Annotated in this window: 19 protein-coding genes and 1 tRNA gene; 11 read left to right on the top strand and 9 right to left on the bottom strand. The window is 63.2% G+C overall.

Annotated features, from left to right (window positions below; all coding sequences use genetic code 11):
* Positions 1-382: 382 nt before the first annotated feature.
* The 3 genes from mdoH (at position 383) to ACFC20_RS13855 (ending at position 4647) form a co-directional block, all read left to right on the top strand.
* Entirely contained in the window at positions 383-2449 is a 2067-nt protein-coding gene (gene mdoH / locus ACFC20_RS13865; RefSeq protein WP_375193533.1) for a glucans biosynthesis glucosyltransferase MdoH, read from the top strand.
* Positions 2428-3984: a sulfatase gene (locus ACFC20_RS13860; protein ID WP_375193532.1), complete on the top strand. Its 1557-nt coding sequence runs from the start codon at positions 2428-2430 to the stop codon at positions 3982-3984. The genes mdoH and ACFC20_RS13860 overlap by 22 nt, the downstream gene beginning before the upstream one ends.
* A gap of 210 nt (positions 3985-4194) precedes the next feature.
* Complete coding sequence (locus ACFC20_RS13855; protein WP_091989352.1) at positions 4195-4647, top strand: Hsp20/alpha crystallin family protein; 453 nt, start codon at positions 4195-4197, stop codon at positions 4645-4647.
* A gap of 46 nt (positions 4648-4693) precedes the next feature.
* Here ACFC20_RS13855 and ACFC20_RS13850 read toward each other — a convergent pair whose 3' ends face one another.
* The 8 genes from ACFC20_RS13850 to ACFC20_RS13815 form a co-directional block, all read right to left on the bottom strand.
* The gene (locus ACFC20_RS13850) at positions 4694-5011 is read right to left on the bottom strand and encodes a PA4642 family protein (protein ID WP_375193531.1); all 318 of its coding nucleotides are present in this window, start codon (positions 5009-5011) and stop codon (positions 4694-4696) included.
* A 111-nt stretch (positions 5012-5122) separates the two neighbouring features.
* Complete coding sequence (locus ACFC20_RS13845; protein WP_375193530.1) at positions 5123-5956, bottom strand: flagellar motor protein MotB; 834 nt, start codon at positions 5954-5956, stop codon at positions 5123-5125.
* 4 nt (positions 5957-5960) lie between these two features.
* Entirely contained in the window at positions 5961-6734 is a 774-nt protein-coding gene (locus ACFC20_RS13840; RefSeq protein ID WP_091989343.1) for a motility protein A, read from the bottom strand.
* A 55-nt stretch (positions 6735-6789) separates the two neighbouring features.
* On the bottom strand, positions 6790-7617 hold the full coding sequence (gene aroE, locus ACFC20_RS13835) for a shikimate dehydrogenase (protein ID WP_375193529.1): 828 nt from the start codon (positions 7615-7617) through the stop codon (positions 6790-6792).
* On the bottom strand, positions 7607-8536 hold the full coding sequence (gene hemF / locus ACFC20_RS13830; RefSeq protein WP_375193528.1) for an oxygen-dependent coproporphyrinogen oxidase: 930 nt from the start codon (positions 8534-8536) through the stop codon (positions 7607-7609). Before hemF ends, aroE begins: the two co-directional genes overlap by 11 nt.
* Positions 8537-8545: 9 nt before the next feature.
* Positions 8546-9154 carry an L-threonylcarbamoyladenylate synthase gene (locus tag ACFC20_RS13825; RefSeq protein WP_375193527.1) on the bottom strand — a complete coding sequence of 203 codons (609 nt, stop codon included), beginning with the start codon at positions 9152-9154 and terminating at the stop codon, positions 8546-8548.
* A gap of 13 nt (positions 9155-9167) precedes the next feature.
* Positions 9168-10298: a DNA-processing protein DprA gene (gene dprA, locus ACFC20_RS13820; RefSeq protein ID WP_375193526.1), complete on the bottom strand. Its 1131-nt coding sequence runs from the start codon at positions 10296-10298 to the stop codon at positions 9168-9170.
* A 71-nt stretch (positions 10299-10369) separates the two neighbouring features.
* On the bottom strand, positions 10370-11386 hold the full coding sequence (locus ACFC20_RS13815) for a LysM peptidoglycan-binding domain-containing protein (protein WP_375193525.1): 1017 nt from the start codon (positions 11384-11386) through the stop codon (positions 10370-10372).
* A 421-nt stretch (positions 11387-11807) separates the two neighbouring features.
* On the opposite strand from ACFC20_RS13815, the gene def reads away from it, so the two are divergent.
* From def to ACFC20_RS13775, 8 genes are all read left to right on the top strand, one after another.
* Positions 11808-12311 (top strand): peptide deformylase, encoded by a 504-nt coding sequence (gene def / locus ACFC20_RS13810; protein WP_375193524.1) that lies wholly within the window; start codon positions 11808-11810, stop codon positions 12309-12311.
* 93 nt (positions 12312-12404) lie between these two features.
* Positions 12405-13340 (top strand): methionyl-tRNA formyltransferase, encoded by a 936-nt coding sequence (gene fmt, locus ACFC20_RS13805; protein WP_375193523.1) that lies wholly within the window; start codon positions 12405-12407, stop codon positions 13338-13340.
* Position 13341: 1 nt separating this feature from the next.
* A complete protein-coding gene (rsmB, locus tag ACFC20_RS13800) occupies positions 13342-14643 on the top strand; it encodes a 16S rRNA (cytosine(967)-C(5))-methyltransferase RsmB (protein ID WP_375193522.1) in 1302 nt (433 codons plus the stop codon).
* Positions 14640-16043: a Trk system potassium transporter TrkA gene (gene trkA, locus ACFC20_RS13795; protein ID WP_091989316.1), complete on the top strand. Its 1404-nt coding sequence runs from the start codon at positions 14640-14642 to the stop codon at positions 16041-16043. Before rsmB ends, trkA begins: the two co-directional genes overlap by 4 nt.
* Before the next feature lie 136 nt (positions 16044-16179).
* Positions 16180-17205 carry a glycine--tRNA ligase subunit alpha gene (gene glyQ / locus ACFC20_RS13790; RefSeq protein WP_375193521.1) on the top strand — a complete coding sequence of 342 codons (1026 nt, stop codon included), beginning with the start codon at positions 16180-16182 and terminating at the stop codon, positions 17203-17205.
* A 2-nt stretch (positions 17206-17207) separates the two neighbouring features.
* A complete protein-coding gene (glyS, locus tag ACFC20_RS13785; RefSeq protein WP_375172554.1) occupies positions 17208-19289 on the top strand; it encodes a glycine--tRNA ligase subunit beta in 2082 nt (693 codons plus the stop codon).
* A 28-nt stretch (positions 19290-19317) separates the two neighbouring features.
* Positions 19318-19875 carry a D-glycero-beta-D-manno-heptose 1,7-bisphosphate 7-phosphatase gene (gene gmhB / locus ACFC20_RS13780; RefSeq protein ID WP_375172553.1) on the top strand — a complete coding sequence of 186 codons (558 nt, stop codon included), beginning with the start codon at positions 19318-19320 and terminating at the stop codon, positions 19873-19875.
* Positions 19876-19910: 35 nt separating this feature from the next.
* Positions 19911-19987: transfer RNA gene (locus tag ACFC20_RS13775), tRNA-Pro, on the top strand.
* Positions 19988-20013: 26 nt separating this feature from the next.
* Here the strand turns inward: ACFC20_RS13775 and ACFC20_RS13770 are convergent.
* The coding region (locus ACFC20_RS13770; RefSeq protein ID WP_375193520.1) for an OmpP1/FadL family transporter at positions 20014-20875 on the bottom strand (862 nt) is incomplete at its 5' end.

Raw genomic sequence — 20875 nt, 5'->3', positions numbered from 1 at the left:
TGGTCTGAAGCTGGTCTCCACGGCGTATCAGGGTTTACGCCCGAGTCTTCCCTGACAGGCCGGTTTTCGCTGACCGCAGTTCGGACAGCTGCAAGGCACATGGTCGGGAATCTGGCTCGTAATCTGGCTTGAAATCTTGAGAGCGGGAGACCTTCGTGGATACGCCAGACCAGCCCTATTTGCGCGCACTGCTGTACTTGCAGGCGGCCGGTCATGAGACTGGGCCGGGAACGCGCGTACAGTTGCAACGGCTGCTCACCGAGAACGCAGCACGGCAGGCAGCAAAGCCGCTGGAACAGCTACCCGATACCCTCGGCCTGTCGCCCCCTCCCCGCAGTCAGCGGTTGCCCCCGATTGCACGGTCCAGCATGGGCTATCCCGAATGAGCCGCAGCGCTTGCTGGCGGCCGGCGGCTTTTCGCCGGCGCCTGCTACTGGCAACGCTGGTGGCTGGCCAGACGGCAACAGGGCTGTGGCTGTTCGCAGGCACTCTTCCAGATCCCGCCCAGGGCTGGGCTGTGCCTGCGCTGATGACGGTATTTGGCGTTCTGTTTGCCTGGATTGGCCTGGGTTTCTGGACCGCCGTCTTTGGCTTTGTTGCGCTGCGCCGGGGCGGGGATCCCTGGAGTCTGGCACGAACCACGCCCCCACCGCATTCGCAAGCCGGCTCACTGCCAGCCACGGCACTGGTGATGCCAATCTGCCACGAGCCGGTACAGCGAACCCTCGCCGGGCTGCGCGCCATTTACCAGGATATGCAGTCCCGCGGCGAAATTATGGACTGCTATGTGCTGTCCGACAGTCAGGACCCGGAAATCTGGCTGGAGGAACAGGCCGCCTGCGCCCGGCTCTGCGATGAGCTGGATGCCCATGGCCGACTGTTCTACCGGCGTCGTACCCTCAACCTGAACCACAAGAGCGGCAACATCGCCGATTTCCTGCGCCGCTGGGGGCGCCTGTACCGCTACATGATCGTGCTGGACGCCGACAGCCTGCTCACAGGCGATTGTATCCGGCGGCTGGTGCACCTGATGGAATCCCGGCCCCAGGCAGGCATCATCCAGACCGCGCCCCGCCTGGCCCGTGCCGATACCCGCTTCGCCCGTTTGCAGCAGTTCGCCAACCGCTGCTACGGTCGGCTCTTCGCCGCCGGCCTTGCGGCCATTCAGCTGGGGGATGCCGCCTATTGGGGCCATAACGCGATTATCCGGGTGGCGCCGTTCATACGGCATTGCGGCCTTCGCCGTCTCCGGGGGCCCGGGCTCTTCCGGGGCTCTGTGCTCAGTCACGATTTCGTGGAAGCGGCACTGATGGGCCGGGCCGGCTATGAAGTCTGGCTGGAGCCGGCCATTGGCGGCAGTTATGAAGAGTCGCCGCCCACGCTGTCCGACGATCTGCGGCGGGACCGACGCTGGTGCCGTGGCAACCTGCAGCATCTCTGGCTGCTCGCCACCCTTGGGCGTCTGAGGTTCGCACACCGCATGGCCCTGGCGACCGGCATTCTCTCGTTTCTGGCCTCGCCTCTGTGGCTGTTGTTCCTGGCCCTTTCCGGCTACGTCGCCTCCATGCCCCTCGCCGCGTCTCCGGCGCTGCCCGGCATTCTGGCCGGTGGCAGCACGGGGTCGGCCGGAGGGCTGGTGCTGATTGCGATGACAGCGCTGCTTCTGTTCGGGCCCCGCATCCTGGCGGTCGTGGACCAACTGCTGGCAGGCCGGGCCGCCCGTTTCGGCGGAACCGTGCGTCTGTGGATGAACACGCTGGTCGAAACCACACTGGCACTGGCGCTGGCGCCGGCACGCATGCTCTGCCACAGCGGCCACGTACTCGGCGCGTTGATGAACCTGAAGGTGGCCTGGCAGGGCCAGAATCGAGCGGGCCACACCCGATTGGGATTCGGCCTGCGCCAGGTTGTTCTGCCCCTGGTTGCAGCTGCCGGAATGCTGGTACTGATACAGTTGCACGCACCGGGCCTGACACCCTGGGCCCTGCCGGTCGTGGCGCCGGTGCTGCTGATGCCCTGCCTGGCCAGGTGGCTGAGCCGCCCGGCTGCTCCCGGTCTCTGGCTCCGGGTGCCGGAAGACACCGCCACCTCAAGCCTGCTGGAAGCCGCCGACTCATCGCTACCACTGACCCGTCGCTGGCGGGACCTGAGCTGGTTTGAACAGGCGGTACTGACCCCGCACCAGCCCCGGTTCACTCCGCCGCGTCAGGCCGACATGACCGGCCGCAAGAGAGCCGCTTTGCAGGCTCTGATTGATCGCTGCGTCCTCGGGGGTGCGGCTGCCCTCGACAACAGCGAGCGCGGCCGGATCTGCGATCATCCCGGGGCCCTGGCGGAACTCCACCGGCGTGCCTGGTCGGCGGCGCCCGGCACACCCTGGCGGGAAACACTGCACCGCCTGGCCCGGGCAACCCGCGAGCAACCGCTATGTCTCGACGCCGCCTCCTGATCAGCCTGGTGCTGCTCAACGGGCTGCTGCTGGTTCCGGCCCTGGCCCTGCCCGGCAACAACCCGGTGCTTGCCGTGGAGGCACTCGTGGTCTGGGCTGCCCTGTGCGGGCTGACGCAACACCGCCAGCGATTGAGTTCGGTGCTGGCAACCGTCTATGCCCTGCTGATCTTACTGGTGCTGGCGGACGCCCTGATCCGGCAGAGTCTCGGCCGGGGCCTGAACCTGTACCTGGAAATCGGGCTACTGGACGCCACCTGGAACCTGCTGACTACCAACCTGGGCCCGGCACTGGCCGTGGCTGGGCTGCTGTTCCTGGGTGCAGCGCTGGTGGCGCTCGGCTGGCTGTTCCGGTGCCTGTTCGGCCAGGTGGGCCTGCACGCACCCCGGCAAATGAGCAAGCCCCTGTGGCTGATGGCCGGGCTGGCTGTTGCCGGCTCCATCACACCCTGGATCGGCAGCCCTGCATGGGCGCTGGTTGTCCATCAGGCCTCGCTGGTCCATCAGACCCATAACACCCAGCAGGCGTTTGCCAGCGAGCTGGGTACGGGTTCCGGGGAGCTGCGCCAGGCCAGCCCTCTGGCGCAGCTCGCCGGCCGGGACGTTATCTTCGGTTTCGTGGAATCCTATGGCATCTCGGCGCTCGCCGATGACCGATACCGGCCACTGACCCAGCCTGCCCTCGACACGCTCGAGCGGGAACTGAAAACCGCCGGGCTGACCGTGGCCTCCGGGCGGCTGCAATCGCCGATCCAGGGGGGCCAATCCTGGCTGGGCCACACCTCGGTACTCAGTGGTCTCTGGATTGCCAACCAGCTTGCCTACGAAACGCTCCTGAGTAGTGGCTACAGCACCCTGATTGACGATTTTCGCAGCACCGGGCATCGCACCCTGGCCATCATGCCCGCTATCACCCAGCCCTGGCCGGAGGGTAGCCTGCTCGGCTACAGCCAGATCTACGACCATGACGACCTCGGCTACCTGGGCCCGGCCTTCAACTGGGTCACCATGCCCGACCAGTACACCTGGTACCGGTTCCAGCAGCTTCGCCAGGGCAGTGACCGGCCGGTATTCGCCGAGCTGGCGCTGATCAGCAGTCACGCGCCCTGGGTGCCTATCCTGCCGGTGCTGGATGACTGGGAGGCCATCGGTCGCGGTGAGATCTTCCAGCGCTGGCAGGGGGTGGGCGAAGCCCCGGTGTCACTGTGGCGGGACCCGGACAGGGTTCGACTGCACTATGGCCAGGCCATTGCCTACGCCCTGGCCACCGCCGGCGGGTTTGCCGGCCGTTACCTGGGCGATAACGCCCTGTTGATCCTGCTCGGAGACCACCAGCCCGCGCCACTGATCACCGGCGAGGGTGCGAGCCGCGATGTAGTGGTTCACGTGATCAGCGCCGACCCGGATCTGGTGGCGCCGTTTCTGTCCGGCCAGTTGCCCGGATTCCGGCTGGGCGTATGGCCGGATCTGCGCACCGCAGGCGCCCCGATGAGCCGTTTCCGCGCCTTCCTGCACAAGCAGTTCGGCGACTCCTGAAGGCTGGATTGCACGCCTCGCCCGATGGTTTGACGGGGATCAAAATTCCACCAGCTAGCCCCTTGAAAACCTCCAGGCTGTACTTAAATTGCACAATAGCAGAGGTTCACGGATATCCGGTCGGCTGGCGCCACCGACAGGGAGCAGTTCCGCGATCGAAGCTGATGTTCAACCATTCAGATTCGTTTCGTTGAAAAGGAGGGATGCATTATGAGCACTCTTACACGCTGGAATCCGGTCAATGAGTTTGAAGACCTGATGAACCGCTACAACCGAATGTTCGGCCTGACCCGCCCCGCTGAGCGGGAAGGCAAGGATCTGTTCAGTCGCAGCGACTGGGCGCCGGCGGTCGACATCAAGGAGACCCCGGAAGCCTTCACCATTGAGGCGGAATTGCCGGGCATGTCCCGGGAAGACGTAAAAGTGACGGTGCACGAGGGCGTGCTGAGCATTCAGGGTGAGCGTAAGAACGAAGAGGAAACCAAGGACAAGAAGCATCACCGCATTGAGCGCTTCTACGGCAGCTTCCTGCGCCGCTTCACGTTGCCGGACAACGTGGACGAAAACAGCGTGAAGGCCAGCTTCAAGGACGGCATGCTGACCCTGACACTGCAGAAGGCCGAACCGAAAGAGCCCAAGGCGATTGAGGTCGACGTCCACTGAGGGACCGCGACCTCACGCCCGAAACCCTCACCGGGCCGCGCCGGAGTCAGTCTCCGGCGGCGGCCGTTTTTTGTGCACCGGCCTGTTCCAGGGTGCGGGCGTAATCAACGCTCCGGCGATGCTCGGAAATCAGGTCCAGAATGGTACCGCCCTCCGGTCCCACCGCGTTCAGATCACGGCCAGCGGCCACAAAGAAACCGATAAAGCGCTCGAAATCCTCGGCCCGCATGGCCTGATAGGCTCTCAACAGGGCGTGATAGTCGGCATTGATGGCACGATCCCACGGCTGGAGGTCCAGAAAGCTCCTGACCCGCTCATCGCTCCATTCCTCGCCAATGACCTTGGGTTTGTCTGGTCCACTCATATGCTGCTTTGCTCCGCTGTGCCTGTGAATAATCGGGCGCACAGTATAAGGCCCTGAAAGCACTTCAGTTATATGGATTGCGCATGAGCAACTGCCGGCCCGGCATAAGGCTCAGGGCCTGATCTCCACCGGCAATTCCTCCACCGGAAGCTGATCGCTGCACTCGGGATTGCGAATGGCAATTTCCACCCGGCGGTTCAACGCGCGGTTTTCCGGCGAGTCGTTGGGCGCAAGCGGATTGGTCTCCGCCCGGCCAGCCGCCACCACCCGTTCGGCCGAGACCTGCCGGTTCATGACCAGCTCGTGGACCACCGACACGGCCCGGGCAGCCGAGAGGTCCCAGTTGGAGCGGTAGCGTTCGCTGGAGATTGGTCGGTCGTCTGTGTACCCGGACACCAGGATGTCTCCTTCACAGGCGGACAACACCTCCACCACCCGTTCTATGATCGGAATCATCTCCGGCTTGATGGCCGCCTCCCCCGAGCGGAACGTGGCTTCCTCGGAGAAACGGATGACCACCTGGCTTTGATCATAGTTGACACTCAGGGCCTTGGACGCCACCTCCGACTCCAGTTCACGGATCATCCTGCTGGCCAGGTCAATCACCCCGCCAGGCACCTGCGTGGGGGCACTACCGTCGGCGCGTTCGTCGATGAATTCCGGTTCCCTGGCCTGGGATTCGACCGGCTCGGGCAGCGATACGGTTTCGGACTCGATCATGGTCAGGGGCGAGCCACCGATGTCCTCCGCCAGCACGTTGCTGGAACCGAAGGCCACCGCCATGGAATTGGCCATGGCCCGGTATTTTTCCACGTCCATTTCAGCAAAGGACAGCAGCAGGATGAAGAAGGTCAGCAGCAGGGTGGCCAGGTCGGCAAAGGTGACAATCCAGGCCGGCGTCTGGCTTTGCAGACGTTTCCTGTTGCGCTTCTGCACCAGTTCCAAGAGCTCAGGCCTCCCGCTCTGGCGCCAGCCCGGTGCGCTGCTCGGGCACCACGAACGACGACAGCAGCTCGGTCATGACCCTCGGGTTTTCGCCGCGCATGATGTTCTTGATCGAAGTGATGATCAGCATCTGGTTGCGGGCTTCGTCCTCCGCCTTCAGCTGCAGCTTGTCGGCCAGGGGCAGGGCAATGAGCTGGGCGATGAAAGCGCCGTACAGGGTGGTCAGCAGGGCGATGGCCATGGCCGGACCAATCGAGGAGGGGTCATCGAGGGTGTTGAGCATCTGCACCAGCCCCACCAGGGTTCCCAGCATGCCGATGGCCGGCGCCGACTCTCCGATGCCCCGGAACACCCGCTCCGCGACTTCGTAACGCTCCGCGGTCTGCTGGGTTTCCTGCGCCAGTGCTTCCTCCACCAGCTCCGGGGGATGGCCGTCCACGCACAGGTTGATCGCCTTCTGCAGAAATTCGTTGTTGGTCTGGTGATTCTCCAGGCCCAGGATGCCCTCTTTCCGGACTACCTGGGCAAGTACGCCGACCTCCCGGATGAGCTCGGTGGGCCGGGGCATCCGGTCGGTGAAGGCCGCCGACATGGCCAGGCGGAACGCACTCATCACCGACGCCATGCGGAATTTAACCAGGGTCACCGCAAAGGTGCCGCCCAGCACAATGGCCAGCCCCGGCAGGTTCAGGAAGGTAAGGAAGGACGCGTTGGCAAGCATGGCCAGAAGGACAATCAGAACGCCTGCCACCAGCCCCACAAGGGTAAGAATATCCATGGACAATCCCTACGGAAGGTTGACCCTGAGCATAGCCCATTCCCGGCCGTGAGGCTCAGTCATTGCGCAGCTGCTCGACCACGGGCAGGGTAGCCGGGCTCACGCCCCGCCAGATCCGGAACGATTCCGCCGCCTGCTCCACCAGCATACCAAGCCCGTCGTGAACGATCTGTGCACCCTGTTCCAGCGCCCACTGGTTGAACGTGGTGGTCTGCAGGGAATACATCATGTCGTAAACCACTGTGTGCTCGCCGATCACTTCGGGCGACAACGGCGGCAGGTCGCCCTGCAGGCTGGCACTGGTGCCGTTGATGATCAGATCGAAGGGCTCCGTCGGCTGCTCAAACCCGCACGCGTCCAGACGGGCCGCACCTGCCACCGGTGCAAACAGCGACACCAGGTCTTGGGCCCGGGCGAGGGTGCGGTTGGCGATGGTCACCGACGCCGGCCCTTGCGCCAGAATCGGCCCCAGCACGCCCCGCACCGCACCTCCGGCGCCCAGCACCAGGATACGGGCACCGGCCAGGGCAACGCCGTGGTTATCAACCAGATCGCGAACAATGCCACAGCCGTCCGTGTTATCCGCGGTCAGCAGGCCCTGCTCGTCGAGGAACAGGGTATTGGCGGCGCCCGCCTTCTCGGCCCGCTCGGTCCGCCGCTTGGCCAGTTTCCAGGCCTCCTCCTTGAACGGCACGGTGACGTTGAGGCCTTTGCCGCCGCGCTCGAAAAACTGCGTAACGGTACCGGCGAAATCCTCCAGCGGCGCCTGGATGGCTGTGTATTCAACAGGTTCGCCGGTTTCCCGGGCAAACAGGCTGTGAATCCGGGGGGATTTGCTGTGGCTGATGGGGTTGCCAACAACCGCGTACAGATCATTCTTCATGGCTTGTCTCCAGCCAGTCCCGACCGGTGAGAAAATAATCCGTCAGCCGGGCCTCTTCCGAGTCCGCCTCCGGCGTCCGGCTGTAATCCCAGCGCACCAGAGGCGGCAGTGACATCAGGATGGATTCGGTGCGACCGCCGGACTGCAGCCCGAACAGGGTACCCCGGTCGTACACCAGGTTGAACTCGACATAGCGACCCCGTCGATAGAGCTGGAAGTTGCGCTCTCGCTCGCCCCAGGGCTGGTCCATGCGGCGGCGGACAATGGGTTCGTAGGCCTCAATGTAGCTATCGCCCACTGCCTTCATCAGGCCAAAGTCCTGCTCGAAATCACCGGTGTTGTGGTCATCAAAAAACAGGCCGCCGACGCCCCGGGGTTCGTCCCGGTGCTTCAGGTAGAAGTAATCGTCGCACCAGTGCTTGAATCGGTGGTAAGTACCCTCGCCGAACGGCTCGCAGGCATCGCGGGCGGTGCGATGCCAGTGCACGCAGTCGTCCTCAAAGCCGTAATAGGGCGTCAGGTCGTAGCCACCGCCAAACCAGTAAACCGGCTCGCTGTCGGCCGGTGTGGCAATGAAAAACCGGACGTTGGCGTGGGAGGTGGGCACGTAGGGGTTGTGCGGGTGAATCACCAGCGACACACCCATGGCCTGCCAGGGCGCGCCCGCCAGATGCGGGCGATGCGCCGTGGCGGACGCCGGCATGGTTTCGCCCATCACGTGGGAGAAATTGACGCCGCCTTTCTCGAACACGCGCCCCTCGGTGATCACGCGGCTGACGCCACCACCCCCTTCGGGCCGGTCCCAGGCATCGCGTATGAACGATGCCCCGCCGTCCAACGCCTCGAGGCGACGGCAGATCGACTCCTGGAGGCCCAGCAGGTACTGCTTGACCGCCTCGCTATCCGGTTGCTGTGCCATAAACTGCTCCTAGCGAAGTTGCTGACCGCTGACAATATCAATAATACGGCTGGGTTTGCGATTGCCACCGAGGGCGCCGGGCACGATCCAGTCCAGGCGGTCGGCAAAATAGCGGCGCACCTGCCAGATGTATCGGGCGGGCTGGCGGCCCGCCGGGTTGCAGGATGTCGAGACCAGCGGCATGCCAGCGGCCTCGCACAACGCCCGCACCACAGGATGATCGCTGACCCGGACCGCGATGGAACCGTGCCGGCCACGAACCCACTCGGGAATTTGCCCGTTCACATCCGGCAGCAGGCAGGTAACAGGGCCCGGCCAGTGCCGCTCGGCTGCCCGGCGGAGGTTCTCAGGGAGAGGGTCGAGCAGAAAGCGGATCTGCTCCACGGAGGACGCCACCAGAATCACGCCTTTGGCCACCGGGCGCTGCTTGAGCTCAAGCAGGCGCGCCACCGCGTCCTCATCCCAGGGATCACACCCCAGCCCCCAGACCGCTTCGGTAGGATAGGCAATCACGCCGCCACCCAGGACGGTGCGGCGGGCGCAGTGCAGTTGCCAGTCAGACAGCGGCTTGCTTTGGCAGTGGCTCACGGAATTCACATTACCTTGGCCGGGGTCCATGGTTGCACCCGATTCAGACGATCTTCTGATAGCCCCCCGGGGCGGAACTGGCCAGCCCCTCCAGTTCCAGGAGCAGCAGTGCCTGCATGAGCTGATCGGCGGGGAGACCGGTGGCTGAACTGAGTGCATCGGTAGACTGCGGATCATACCCTAAAGCCTCCAGGACCGCGATTTCCCGGCGCTCAAGCCCCGCCTGCGACTGTTTCGGAGCGGTCTCGCCAGCCTCAGTGCCCCCGGGCGCCGACGACCACCAGCCCCCCAACTCTTCCAGAATATCATCGACCGTTTCCACCAGGCGCGCGCCCTGCTTGATCAGGTGGTGGCAACCGCGAGCGACCGGGCTGTGCACGGAACCGGGTATGGCAAAGACTTCCCGGCCCTGCTCCAGGGCCATCCGCGCGGTGATCAGGGAGCCGCTGCGCAGGCCCGCCTCCACCACCAGGATGCCCCGACTCAGGCCACTAATAATCCGGTTTCTCTGGGGGAAGTGGGCCGCCCTGGCGGGTGTGCCGGGCGGATACTCCGAGATAATCAAACCGCCTGCGATTACCCGCTCGCCCAAACGCCGGTGCTGGTGGGGATAAATCCGGTCAAGACCGCAACCAATCACCGCAATGGTAGGGTGTCCGGCGTCCAGGGCACCGGCGTGGGCAGCCCCGTCGATGCCCAGGGCCAGACCGCTGGTCACCAGCAATTGCCGCTCCGCCAGCTCAGCGGCAAAACGCCGGGCATGATCCAGCCCGGCCGGCGTAGCCTTGCGACTACCGACAATGCCGATCTGCTCCCGCCTCAGCAGCCGGGTATCGCCCCGGGCGTACAGCACCATGGGCGCGTCGTGGATGTGTCGCAACGGATCGGGGTAGTCCCCGTGCTGCCAGGTTACGGTGGCAATGCCGTGATGCTGGCATCGTTCCAGAATGATGCGGGTTTCTGCTACTGCGGGATGGCGCTCGTCCCGATCCTGCCAGGCGCGGATGGCCGCCAGGTTGTCGTCGTCCAGACCAAGAGCCTTCAGGGTAGCCATGTTCATGGCCAGTAACCGGACCGGATCAGCAATCTCGGCCACCAACGCCCGACGTCGAACGCGGCCAAAGTGGGGCAGGCAGGTCACAAAAATCCAGGGGGCTTCGGGGGAAGTAAACACGATGTCGTCCTTGAAACAGAAAAGCCGGACCATCCTGGTCCGGCCTATTCAATACAGCGGTTGGCGGAGGCTCAGGGGTTGGTAACCTTGTCACCAACCTCCAGGGCCTGGGTGGCTTGCAGCACCAGGCCATAGCTCATTTTTTCGTAGGCCTGGAACACCATCAGCAGGCCGGCACGCTCAGAGGGCAGCTCGATGGTTTCACCGGTGACCGGATCGCGAACCAGGTTGCCGCTCTGCAGCACCGCCATGACATTGCCTGATTGCAGGCCGTCACGGGTACCGCGGTTGATGGCCACCACGTCATACTGGCCAATCTGGGTAACACCGCCATCCACCGCGATCATCTGGCCCTCGACCTTCTCATCGGGCGCGCTGGGTACGAAACTGGTGGCGATGGGGCGGTTGACGTTGGTCAGCAGACGATCGCCAATCCGCACTTCCTGGTTGGTGGTGGTCAGGTCCACGGTGAGGACATCGCCATTTTCAGCCGCCACAGAGCCTGCGCCAATGCTCTTTGCTTCCAGGCCGAGAAACTCGCCGGTCTCCGGATCTCGGAATTCCTTGCTGCGACGGAACACGCCCACCTTGTCGGCCGGCTTCTTGCCCCGGGCATACAGCCGGTCACCGGCGCCGGTAATGATGCGGCCGTCCTCGCCCTCAAGCACGTAAGGCGCACCCTGGAGTTCTTCCGGGCTGACAATGCGGGTGTCGGTCAGGAAACTGCCAATGGCGTCGAGCGGAATGGCGGGAATCGGGGTATCGATCGGCTCGGAGCGAACCTTCGGCGACAGCTTCACCACATCACTGGTCGCCACCTTGGTGATACGGGGCTTGCCGTCGATGTAAACCAGGGCCAGCTGATCGCCCGGGTAAATCAGGTGCGGGTTGGCCACCTGGGGATTCACGTGCCAGATCTCCGGCCAGTACCAGGGGTTGTTCAGAAACCGGCCAGAGATGTCCCAGAGGGTGTCACCCTTCACAACGGTGTAACGATCGGGATGGTCAGACCGCAGCTCCGGTGCAGCATGGGCCCAGGAGGTGATAAGCAGCGTTGTTGCTGCCAGAGCGTACAGCAGTTTCCTCATTGTGTAAGTCCTTGATCGCGTGCCTTGATTCTTTGCATTCTTTTCGGATGCAGTCAGTTTTCTGCAGCTTATTACGATGCTATTCCAGTTACTATAGAAGAAGTCTCGCAAATTGTGATGTTATCTTTTGTTCTTCCAGTAAATTCTACGGCGTCGACGAAAGATTTTAACTATTGACTGATCAGTTTGTACTCAATCGGCGAATTGTTGGATAATATTGCTATGCCGATTACAGAGCCCGCCGCGCGTTGAAAGCGGCGGACCTGCCCCGATAATAGTAGAGGCAGGGTAGAAAATGTCGCAGTACGCCGTCGCAATTCGGAGACCGTTTTCACACGGTTACAAAAGTTAAACGAGCGGCTCGCGCGCGGCCATCGGAACGTCGGATCACATTCAGAGCACCAGGTTTAGATACAGCCCTATGATACTAGAGATTCTCGAATACCCGGATCCCCGTTTGCGCACCATCGCCAAACCGGTGGAAGAAGTGACAGACGCCGATCGCAAGCTGATCGACGACATGTTCGAGACCATGTACGATGCGCCCGGTATCGGCCTGGCAGCCACCCAGGTGAACGTGCACAAACAGATCATCGTGATGGATCTGTCCGAGGACAAGAGCGAGCCCCGGGTGTTCATCAACCCGGAAGTGACCGTTCTGGATGGCGAGAAGGAGGCCATGCAGGAGGGCTGCCTGTCGGTGCCCGGCTTCTACGAGGACGTGGAGCGAATCGAGCACTGCCTGATCAAGGCCCTCGACCGGGACGGAAAGCCGTTCGAGCTCGAGGCTCGCGGGCTGCTGGCGGTGTGCATCCAGCACGAGATGGATCACCTGAACGGCAAGCTGTTCGTCGACTACCTGAGTTCGCTCAAGCGCAACCGTATCCGCAAGAAGCTGGAAAAGCTGCACAAGAAAAGCGCCTGATTCGCCAGCGGGCGTTTGCCAGAACCAGAGATTGCGCCGGACCGGGTCACGACCCGGTCTTTTCGTATACAACGAAACAGAGATCACAACACCGTGCGACTTGTTTTTGCGGGCACCCCGGATTTCGCGGCCGAAGCACTCAGGGCCCTGATAGCGGCCGGCCACACCCTCGTTGGCGTATACTCCCAGCCGGATAGGCCCGCTGGCCGGGGGCGCAAACTCCAACCGAGCCCGGTGAAGCAGGTAGCCCTGGAGCACGATATCCCGGTGTTCCAGCCGGAAACCCTGAAAACCCCCGAAGCCCAGCAGGAGCTTGCCGGTCTGGAACCCGAGGTTATGGTTGTAGCTGCCTACGGGCTTATTTTGCCCAAAGCGGTCCTGGACATACCGGCACACGGCTGCCTGAACATCCATGCCTCCCTGCTGCCCCGCTGGCGCGGTGCTGCCCCCATCCAGCGGGCCATTGCCGCCGGCGATGCCGAAACCGGCATTACCATCATGCAGATGGACGAAGGCCTGGACACCGGTGCCATGCTGCTGAAGTCCATCACCCCCATTAACGCCGACGACACCGGCGGCAGCCTCCATGACCGCCTGGCGGAGCTGGGTGGCAAGGCCATCGTCAAGGCCCTGGAACTGCTCGCCAAGGGCGAACTGGCCGGCGAAGCCCAGAACGACAGCCAGGCCTGTTATGCCAGCAAGCTGAGCAAGACCGAGGGCCACATCGACTGGCAGGCCGACGCCACCGATATCGAACGGCTGATCCGTGCCTTCAACCCCTGGCCAGGCACCTACACCGACCTGGGCGACCAGCGTATTCGCGTTCATGAGGCGGAGGTGCTCGGCACCCTGAGCGGCAAGTCGCCGGGCACCGTTCTGCTTCGGGATCGCAATGGCATCGACATCGCCTGCGGAAAGGGAACCCTGCGCATTACCCGACTGCAACTGCCCGGATCCCGGGCCCAGAGCGTGAACGACCTGATCAACGGTGGCAAAGAGCTGCTGATGCCCGGCCAGGAGCTGCGCTGACATGGGCGACCAACCGCAGCCCATGCGTGCCATTGCCGCCGGCGTGATACTCGCCGTTGAGAACGGTCAGTCCCTGTCCCAGTGTCTGCCACCTGCCCTGAACTGCCTCGCCGTGAACGATCGGGCCGAATTGCAGGCGCTGTGCTTCGGTACCTGCCGCTGGTTCCATCGCCTCGACGCGGAACTGTTGGGACGCCTGAACAAACCCCTGCGCAAACCGGACCGCATCGTCCACCATCTGATGCTGGTGGCCCTGTTCCAGCTGCGTTTCAGCCAGCAGGCCACCTACGCCGTGCTCAATGAAACCGTGGAAGCCTGCCGGGCCCTCGCCAAACCTCATCTCACCGGGCTGGTCAATGGTGTGCTGCGGGCTGCCGAAAGGGAAGGCGCACCGGAGCCCGGGGACGATGCCGCACGCTTCAGCCACCCCCACTGGATGGTGGAAAAGCTGCGCCACAACTGGCCGGAAGACTGGCGGCAGATTCTCGAGGCCAACAACAACCAGGCCCCCATGACGCTGCGAGTCAACGCCCTGCGCTTTGCCCGGGAAGAATATCTGGCACTGCTGGCGGAGGCCGGTATCGACGCGAGCCCCACCCGCTTTGCACCTTACGGCATCCAGCTGGCCCGGCCGGTTCCGGTGGACCGGCTGCCCTGGTTCGCAGATGGGGCTGTCAGTGTTCAGGACGAAGCCGCGCAGCTGTGCACCACCCTGATGGACCTTGCTCCGGGCCAGCGCGTGCTGGATGCCTGCGCGGCCCCTGGCGGCAAGACCTGCGCCATTCTTGAAGCCTGCGCCGGCCTGGCGGAAGTGGTGGCCATTGACGAATCGGCAGACCGGCTGCCCCGGGTGCAGGAAAACCTGGAGCGCCTGGATCTGAACGCCACCCTGAAGCAGGCCGATGCCGCCGCCACTGACACCTGGTGGGACGGCGACCCGTTCGATCGCATCCTGCTGGATGTACCCTGCAGCGCCAGTGGCGTGATTCGCCGCCACCCGGACATCAAGATGCTGCGCCGGGAATCGGATGTAACCCCGCTGGCGGCAGTGCAGCTTGGGCTGCTGGACGCCCTCTGGGCTATCCTGAAACCCGGGGGCCGGCTGGTGTATGCGACCTGCTCGGTGTTTCCGCAGGAAAACCACCGTATAATCCAGCGGTTCCGCAAGGGGCAGACAGACGCCATCCTCGTTGAGCCGCAGGCGCTGTGGGGGCGCGATATGGGGGCCGGGCGGCAACTGCTGCCCGATCCGGATAGCCATGACGGCTTTTTCTACGCCGTACTGGAGAAACCCGAACCATGAAAATCCTGATTCTCGGCGCCGGCCAGGTGGGCGGCACACTGGCCGAAAACCTCGCCAACGAAGCCAACGACATCACCCTCATCGACAGCGATGGGGCCCGGCTGCGGGAACTGCAGGACCGGCTGGATATCAGGACCGTGCAGGGCAAGGCGTCCTACCCCACGGCCTTGCGCCAGGCGGGTGCCGAAGATGCCGACATGGTGATCGCCGTCACCAACAGTGACGAGACCAACATGGTGGCCTGCCAGGTGGCCAAGCTGCTGTACAAGACCCCCACCACCATCTGCCGGGTGCGGGCCAACGCCTACCTGGCCAAATCCGAGCTGTTCTATCAGCGGGACAAGACCAAGGACCTGGACAGCCTGCGGGGCTTTCCCATCGATGTACTGATCAGCCCGGAGCATCTGGTCACCAAGCACATCACCCGGCTGATCGAGAACCCCGGCGCGCTCCAGGTGCTCGAGTTTTCCCGCGGCCTTACCCGGCTGGTGGCCATCCGGGCCGCCAAGGGTGGCCCGCTGGTGGGTCACGAGCTCTCCTACCTGCGCACCCACATGCCCAAGATCGATACCCGGGTGGCGGCGATTTTCCGCAAGGGCCGGGCGATCATGCCGGAAGGCAACACGGTGATCGAAGACGGAGACGAGGTGTTCTTCATTGCCGCGGCCGACCACATCAAATCGGTGATGAGTGAGCTGCAGCCGCTGATCAAGCCCTACAAGCGCATCTTTATCTGTGGCGGTGGCAACATCGGCCAGCGCCTGGCCAACACCCTGGAAAACCGGTATCAGGTCAAGCTGCTGGAACGCGACCACGAGCGCTGCGTGATGCTCTCCGAACATCTGCGCAAGACCGTGGTCCTGGAAGGCAATGCCGCCAACAAGGACATCCTGCTGGAAGAGAACATCGAGAACACAGATGTCTTCTGTGCGGTAACCAACGACGACGAAGCCAACATCATGGCCTCGCTGCTGGCCAAACGCCTGGGCGCCCGCAAGGTACTGACCCTGATCAACAACCCCGACTACGTGGACCTGATCCAGGGTGGCGACATCGACGTGGCCATCTCCCCCCAGCAGACCACCATCGGCAGCCTGCTGACCCACGTACGCCGCGGCGACGTGGTAAACGTTCACTCGCTGCGCCGGGGCGCTGCCGAGGCCATTGAGGCCATCGCCCATGGCGACCACCGCTCCTCGAAGGTGGTCGGAAAACGGCTGGATGAGATCAACCTGCCGGAGGGCACCACCATCGGCGCCATCGTCCGGCGTAACGAAGTACTGATTGCCCACGACCACCTGCGGATCCAGCCCGACGACCACGTCATCCTGTTCCTGGTAGACAAGACCCGGATCCGCGACGTGGAAAAACTGTTCCAGGTGGGACTGGCGTTCTTCTGATTCTAACCATGACAAATCAACAGCCTGGCGGGTACTTAGAAATGCAGCGCCAGCAAGCGTATAATGCGCGTTTCAAAAATTCCGGAGTGTCCCGGTAACGGGGCACGACACACAGACTGACCAGCAGGCAAGCGTCGTGACAGACAAGGCAACCAACACCTCCGCGCCGGACATCAAGACCTTTCAGGGTCTGATTCTGGCACTGCAGAATTTCTGGGCGCAGCACGGCTGCGTGGTTCTCCAACCCCTGGACATGGAAGTGGGCGCCGGTACCTTCCACCCGGCCACCTTCCTGCGCGCCATTGGCCCGGAAACCTGGAACGCCGCCTACGTTCAGCCCAGCCGTCGTCCCACCGACGGCCGCTACGGCGAGAACCCGAACCGCCTGCAGCACTACTACCAGTTCCAGGTGGTGCTCAAGCCCTCGCCCGACAACATCCAGGAGCTGTACCTGGATTCCCTCCGGGCCCTGGGCCTGGATCCGCTGGTGCACGACATCCGCTTCGTGGAAGACAACTGGGAATCGCCGACACTCGGCGCCTGGGGCCTGGGCTGGGAAATCTGGCTGAACGGCATGGAAGTGACCCAGTTCACCTACTTCCAGCAGGTGGGCGGCCTGGAATGCTACCCGGTCACCGGTGAGCTGACCTACGGGCTTGAGCGCATCGCCATGTACCTGCAAGGCGTCGACAGCGTGTACGACCTGGTGTGGACAAAGGGCCCGGACGGCGTGGTGACTTACGGCGACGTGTTCCACCAGCAGGAGGTGGAGATGTCCACCTACAACTTCGAACACGCCGACACTGAATTCCTGTTCCACAGCTTCGATGTTCACGAGCGTGAAAGCGCCCGGCTGATCGACGCCGGCCTGGCGTTGCCGGCCTACGAGCAGGTTCTCAAGGCCTCCCACACCTTCAACCTTCTGGACGCCCGACACGCCATCTCCGTGACCGAGCGCCAGCGCTTTATCCTGCGGGTTCGCACCCTGGCCCGTTCCGTCGCCCAGGCCTATTTCGACAGCCGTCGCTCGCTCGGCTTCCCGCTGGCGCCCGAGGCGCTGCGCAAGGAAGTGCTGGCAGCCGCTGAGGCCGCCGACGACAAGGCCAACGGCAAGAAAGGCAAGAAAGCGAAGAAGGCACAGCAGGAACAGGGGAACGCATAATCATGGCAACACAGGATTTTCTGGTCGAACTGGGCACCGAAGAGCTGCCTCCCAAGGCCCTCAAGCCGCTGTCTGATGCCTTCACCCAGGGCATTGCCCGCGGTCTGGAAGAAGCCGGTATTGCCTTTGGCAAGGTGGAAGCCTTTGCCGCGCCCCGACGCCTGGCCGTGCGCGTGCGCGACCTGGCCGATGCCCAGCCGGACAAGCCGGTGGAAAAACGTGGCCCGGCCGTGAAGGCCGCTTTTGATGACGCCGGTAACCCGACCCGCGCCCTCACCGGCTTCGCCACGTCCCTGGGCGTGACCCCGGACCAGCTCGACACCCTGGAGACCGACAAGGGCGCCTGGGTGGTTTACCGCACCGTGGAGCAGGGCAAGCCCACCGTGGAGTTGATGCCGGAACTGGTGGAGCAATCCCTAGCTGCCCTGCCGATCCCCAAACGCATGCGCTGGGGTGCCCACCGCACCGAATTTGTCCGCCCGGTACACTGGGTGGTCCTGCTGTTCGGCAACAAGGTCATTGAAACGCCGATCATGGGCCTGTCTCCGGGCAACAAGACCCGTGGCCATCGCTTCCACTGCCCGAAAAAGCTGATTGTGCCCACCCCCAGCGACTACGAAGTGGTGCTCAAGCAGGAAGGCTATGTGATTGCCGACTTCGCCGAGCGCCGTGAGCAGATCCGCGCCGGCGTCGCCGCCCTGGCCGAAAAGGAATCCGGCGGCAAGGCCGTGATTGACGAAGACCTGCTGGACGAAGTCACCGCCCTGAACGAATGGCCGGTGCCGCTGATGGGCCGTTTTGAAGACCGCTTCCTGGAGGTACCGGCAGAGGCGCTGATCTCCTCCATGAAGGAGCACCAGAAATACTTCCACGTGGTGGCTGCCGATGGCGAAATGCTGCCGCTGTTCATCACGGTGGCGAACATCGAAAGCAAGGATCCGGCCCAGGTCATCGCCGGCAACGAGAAAGTAATCCGGCCCCGGCTGTCGGACGCGGCGTTCTTCTATGAAACTGACCGCAAGACACGGCTCGAGGATCGCATCGACGCCCTCAAGCCGATCGTGTTCCAGGAAAAGCTGGGCAGCATCCACGACAAATCGGTGCGGGTTGCGGCCCTGGCGAAGAAAATAGCCGACGCCATCGGCAGCGATCCGGCCCTGGCCGAGCGCGCGGCCATGCTGGCCAAGACCGACCTGGTCACCGAGATGGTGCTGGAATTTACCGATCTGCAGGGCATCATGGGTCAGTATTACGCCGCCAACGACGGCGAACCGGAGGATGTGGCCAAGGCGCTGAACGAGCAGTACATGCCGCGCTTTGCCGGCGACGATCTGCCGACCACCCTGACCGGCTGCGCCATTGCCATCGCCGATCGCCTGGATTCCCTGGTGGGCCTGTTCGGCATCAACCAGCCGCCGTCCGGCACCCGGGACCCGTTCGCCCTGCGTCGCGCCGCCCTCGGGGTGCTGCGCATCATTATTGAACGGGCACTGCCGCTGGACCTGCAGACTTGCTGCCAGTGGGCGGAGGAAAACTTCACCGTGCTGACCGAGCAGAACACCGCCAGCACCGTGGTGGATTACATGCTGGAACGCTTCCGGGCCCATTACGAAGAGCAGGGCATTGGCGCCGAAGTCTACCTGGCCGTGCACGCCCGCCGACCCACGCGTCCGCTGGATTTCGACCGCCGGGTGAAGGCGGTGGAAGCCTTCCGCCAGCTGCCCGAGGCCCAGGCCCTGGCCGGTGCCAACAAGCGGGTGTCGAACATCCTTACCAAGCAGGGTGGGGACAGTGTTGGCGAAACCGTTGACGCGGGCCTGCTGCAGGACAGCGCAGAAAAAGCCCTGGCCGAGCAGGTTGAAGCCCAGGCAGACAAGGTTGTACCACTGTTCGAGGCCGGTGATTACGCCAGTGCCCTGAGCTCCCTGGCCGGCCTGCGGGAGCCGGTGGACAACTTCTTTGACGAAGTGATGGTCATGGCCGACGATGAAGCCATCCGCAACAACCGCCTGGCGCTGCTGAACCGGCTGCGCAACCTGTTCCTGCGGGTGGCCGATATCAGCCTGCTGCCAACAGCCGGCTGATATCGACTCCGGGAGCGCGGGAACGGCCATGCTGATCATCCTCGACCGGGATGGGGTCATCAACCAGTACGATGGCAACTACATCTGCTCGGCGGATGAGTGGCAGCCCATCCCAGGCAGCGTGGAAGCGGTGGCCCGGCTCTGCAACGCCGGTCACCGCATCGCCATTGCAACCAACCAGTCCGGCATTGCCCGGGGTTACTACGACACCGATGCCCTGGACGACATGCACGAAAAGCTGGAACGACTGGTGGAAGCCGAAGGCGGCTGCATCGATTTCATTGCCTACTGCCCCCACCACCCGGACGACCATTGCCAATGCCGCAAACCCCTCACCGGCCTGCTTGACCAGATCCGCCGGCATTTCCACCTGGACTCCCTCGAAGGCGCCATTATGGTGGGCGACAGCCGCAAGGACCTGGAAGCCGCATACTCGGGCAAGTGCCAGCCAATCCTGGTACGAACCGGCAACGGCCTGGACACCGAGCGCCATCTTGACGCGCGGCCCATCCCCGGGGCCCGGGTGGCGATCTACAACAATCTCAGCGAATTTACGGATGCCCTTTTATCCGCCGAGGGCTGGTAAAAGCAAAGCGAATCCGTATAATACCGCCCGTTGTTCGGCGTGTGGCGCAGCTTGGTAGCGCACTTCGTTCGGGACGAAGGGGTCGCAGGTTCGAATCCTGCCACGCCGACCACTTTCCCGCTTTGATCTCCTCCTGTTCTAAAACTGCCGGCTGAACTGCAAACCTGCTGTCCAAGGCACCACGTCATACTCGCTTCTGAATGCAGTCTGGCCCTGCACAGGATCTGTCGGCCGATAGTCGATGGAAATATCGCCTTCATAGAAAACCCGCGCGACAAACATATCCACCGTCCAGTCTCCCGCGACATCCCGCACCTGTGCACCCAGAGAAACCTGATGATAATCATCGAAGGGTGTCAGCGGCGAACGCGTCTTGATGGTGACAGGAGATTCATCAAACAGATAGCCGGCCTTCAGTGACCAACTCGGTGCCACTTGCCAGATTGCGCCAACACGCCACTGCCAGGTGTCTTTCCAACTCTGTATCTGCTCTTCAGGGGGCTGCTCGGCAGGAAAAGCCAAGGGTGTATTTTCGCGGGATACAACGGTCAACGCCGAGGCATCGCTCCACTTCGCCCAGGTGGCTCCTGCAAGCAGCTTTAGCGCGTCGCTCAACTGATGGGCAAGGCCAAAACTCAGGCTTTGAGGAATCGTGATGGGAACTTCGATCCGCTCTGTGACCGTCGTCTGTGTCAGGCCGCTGGCTGACAGAGTCGGAAAGTTGGTGATGGTGCCGGTTCCTTCCAGATTGAACTCGGTACCCGTACGGGCCGAGAATCCAAAGGATGTGTCGGGGGTCGCCTGCCACAGCATGCCAATGGTGAATTCCAGGGCAATGTCTTCACCCTCCAGCAGGGCCTGACCGTCGCTCAGAGTACCTCTGGGCAGGGAGAAATGCGCTTCAACGCCACTGAAATCCACCGGATTGCGTTGTTCGGCGTCAGCGGAGTTATGGTGATTTCTGGTGTATGGAAGCAGGTTGAAGGGGTGGCGTATCCTG

This window comes from Marinobacter sp. (assembly GCF_041984545.1).
GTDB lineage: Bacteria > Pseudomonadota > Gammaproteobacteria > Pseudomonadales > Oleiphilaceae > Marinobacter.
The sequence above is the reverse complement of the archived record's forward strand: the minus strand, read 5'-3'. Positions and strand labels throughout refer to the sequence as shown.

Bases quoted from the DNA above. Each gene is read 5' to 3' on its own strand.
- ACFC20_RS13850 (WP_375193531.1), bottom strand. From the start codon at position 5,011: ATGAGTGGACCAGACAAACCCAAGGTCATTGGCGAGGAATGGAGCGAT.
- ACFC20_RS13855 (WP_091989352.1), top strand. From the start codon at position 4,195: ATGAGCACTCTTACACGCTGGAATCCGGTCAATGAGTTTGAAGACCTG.
- trkA (WP_091989316.1), top strand. From the start codon at position 14,640: ATGAAAATCCTGATTCTCGGCGCCGGCCAGGTGGGCGGCACACTGGCC.
- hemF (WP_375193528.1), bottom strand. From the start codon at position 8,536: ATGGCACAGCAACCGGATAGCGAGGCGGTCAAGCAGTACCTGCTGGGC.
- ACFC20_RS13840 (WP_091989343.1), bottom strand. From the start codon at position 6,734: ATGGATATTCTTACCCTTGTGGGGCTGGTGGCAGGCGTTCTGATTGTC.
- ACFC20_RS13825 (WP_375193527.1), bottom strand. From the start codon at position 9,154: ATGGACCCCGGCCAAGGTAATGTGAATTCCGTGAGCCACTGCCAAAGC.
- def (WP_375193524.1), top strand. From the start codon at position 11,808: ATGATACTAGAGATTCTCGAATACCCGGATCCCCGTTTGCGCACCATC.
- ACFC20_RS13815 (WP_375193525.1), bottom strand. From the start codon at position 11,386: ATGAGGAAACTGCTGTACGCTCTGGCAGCAACAACGCTGCTTATCACC.
- ACFC20_RS13860 (WP_375193532.1), top strand. From the start codon at position 2,428: ATGTCTCGACGCCGCCTCCTGATCAGCCTGGTGCTGCTCAACGGGCTG.
- gmhB (WP_375172553.1), top strand. From the start codon at position 19,318: ATGCTGATCATCCTCGACCGGGATGGGGTCATCAACCAGTACGATGGC.
- rsmB (WP_375193522.1), top strand. From the start codon at position 13,342: ATGGGCGACCAACCGCAGCCCATGCGTGCCATTGCCGCCGGCGTGATA.
- mdoH (WP_375193533.1), top strand. From the start codon at position 383: ATGAGCCGCAGCGCTTGCTGGCGGCCGGCGGCTTTTCGCCGGCGCCTG.
- aroE (WP_375193529.1), bottom strand. From the start codon at position 7,617: ATGAAGAATGATCTGTACGCGGTTGTTGGCAACCCCATCAGCCACAGC.
- glyS (WP_375172554.1), top strand. From the start codon at position 17,208: ATGGCAACACAGGATTTTCTGGTCGAACTGGGCACCGAAGAGCTGCCT.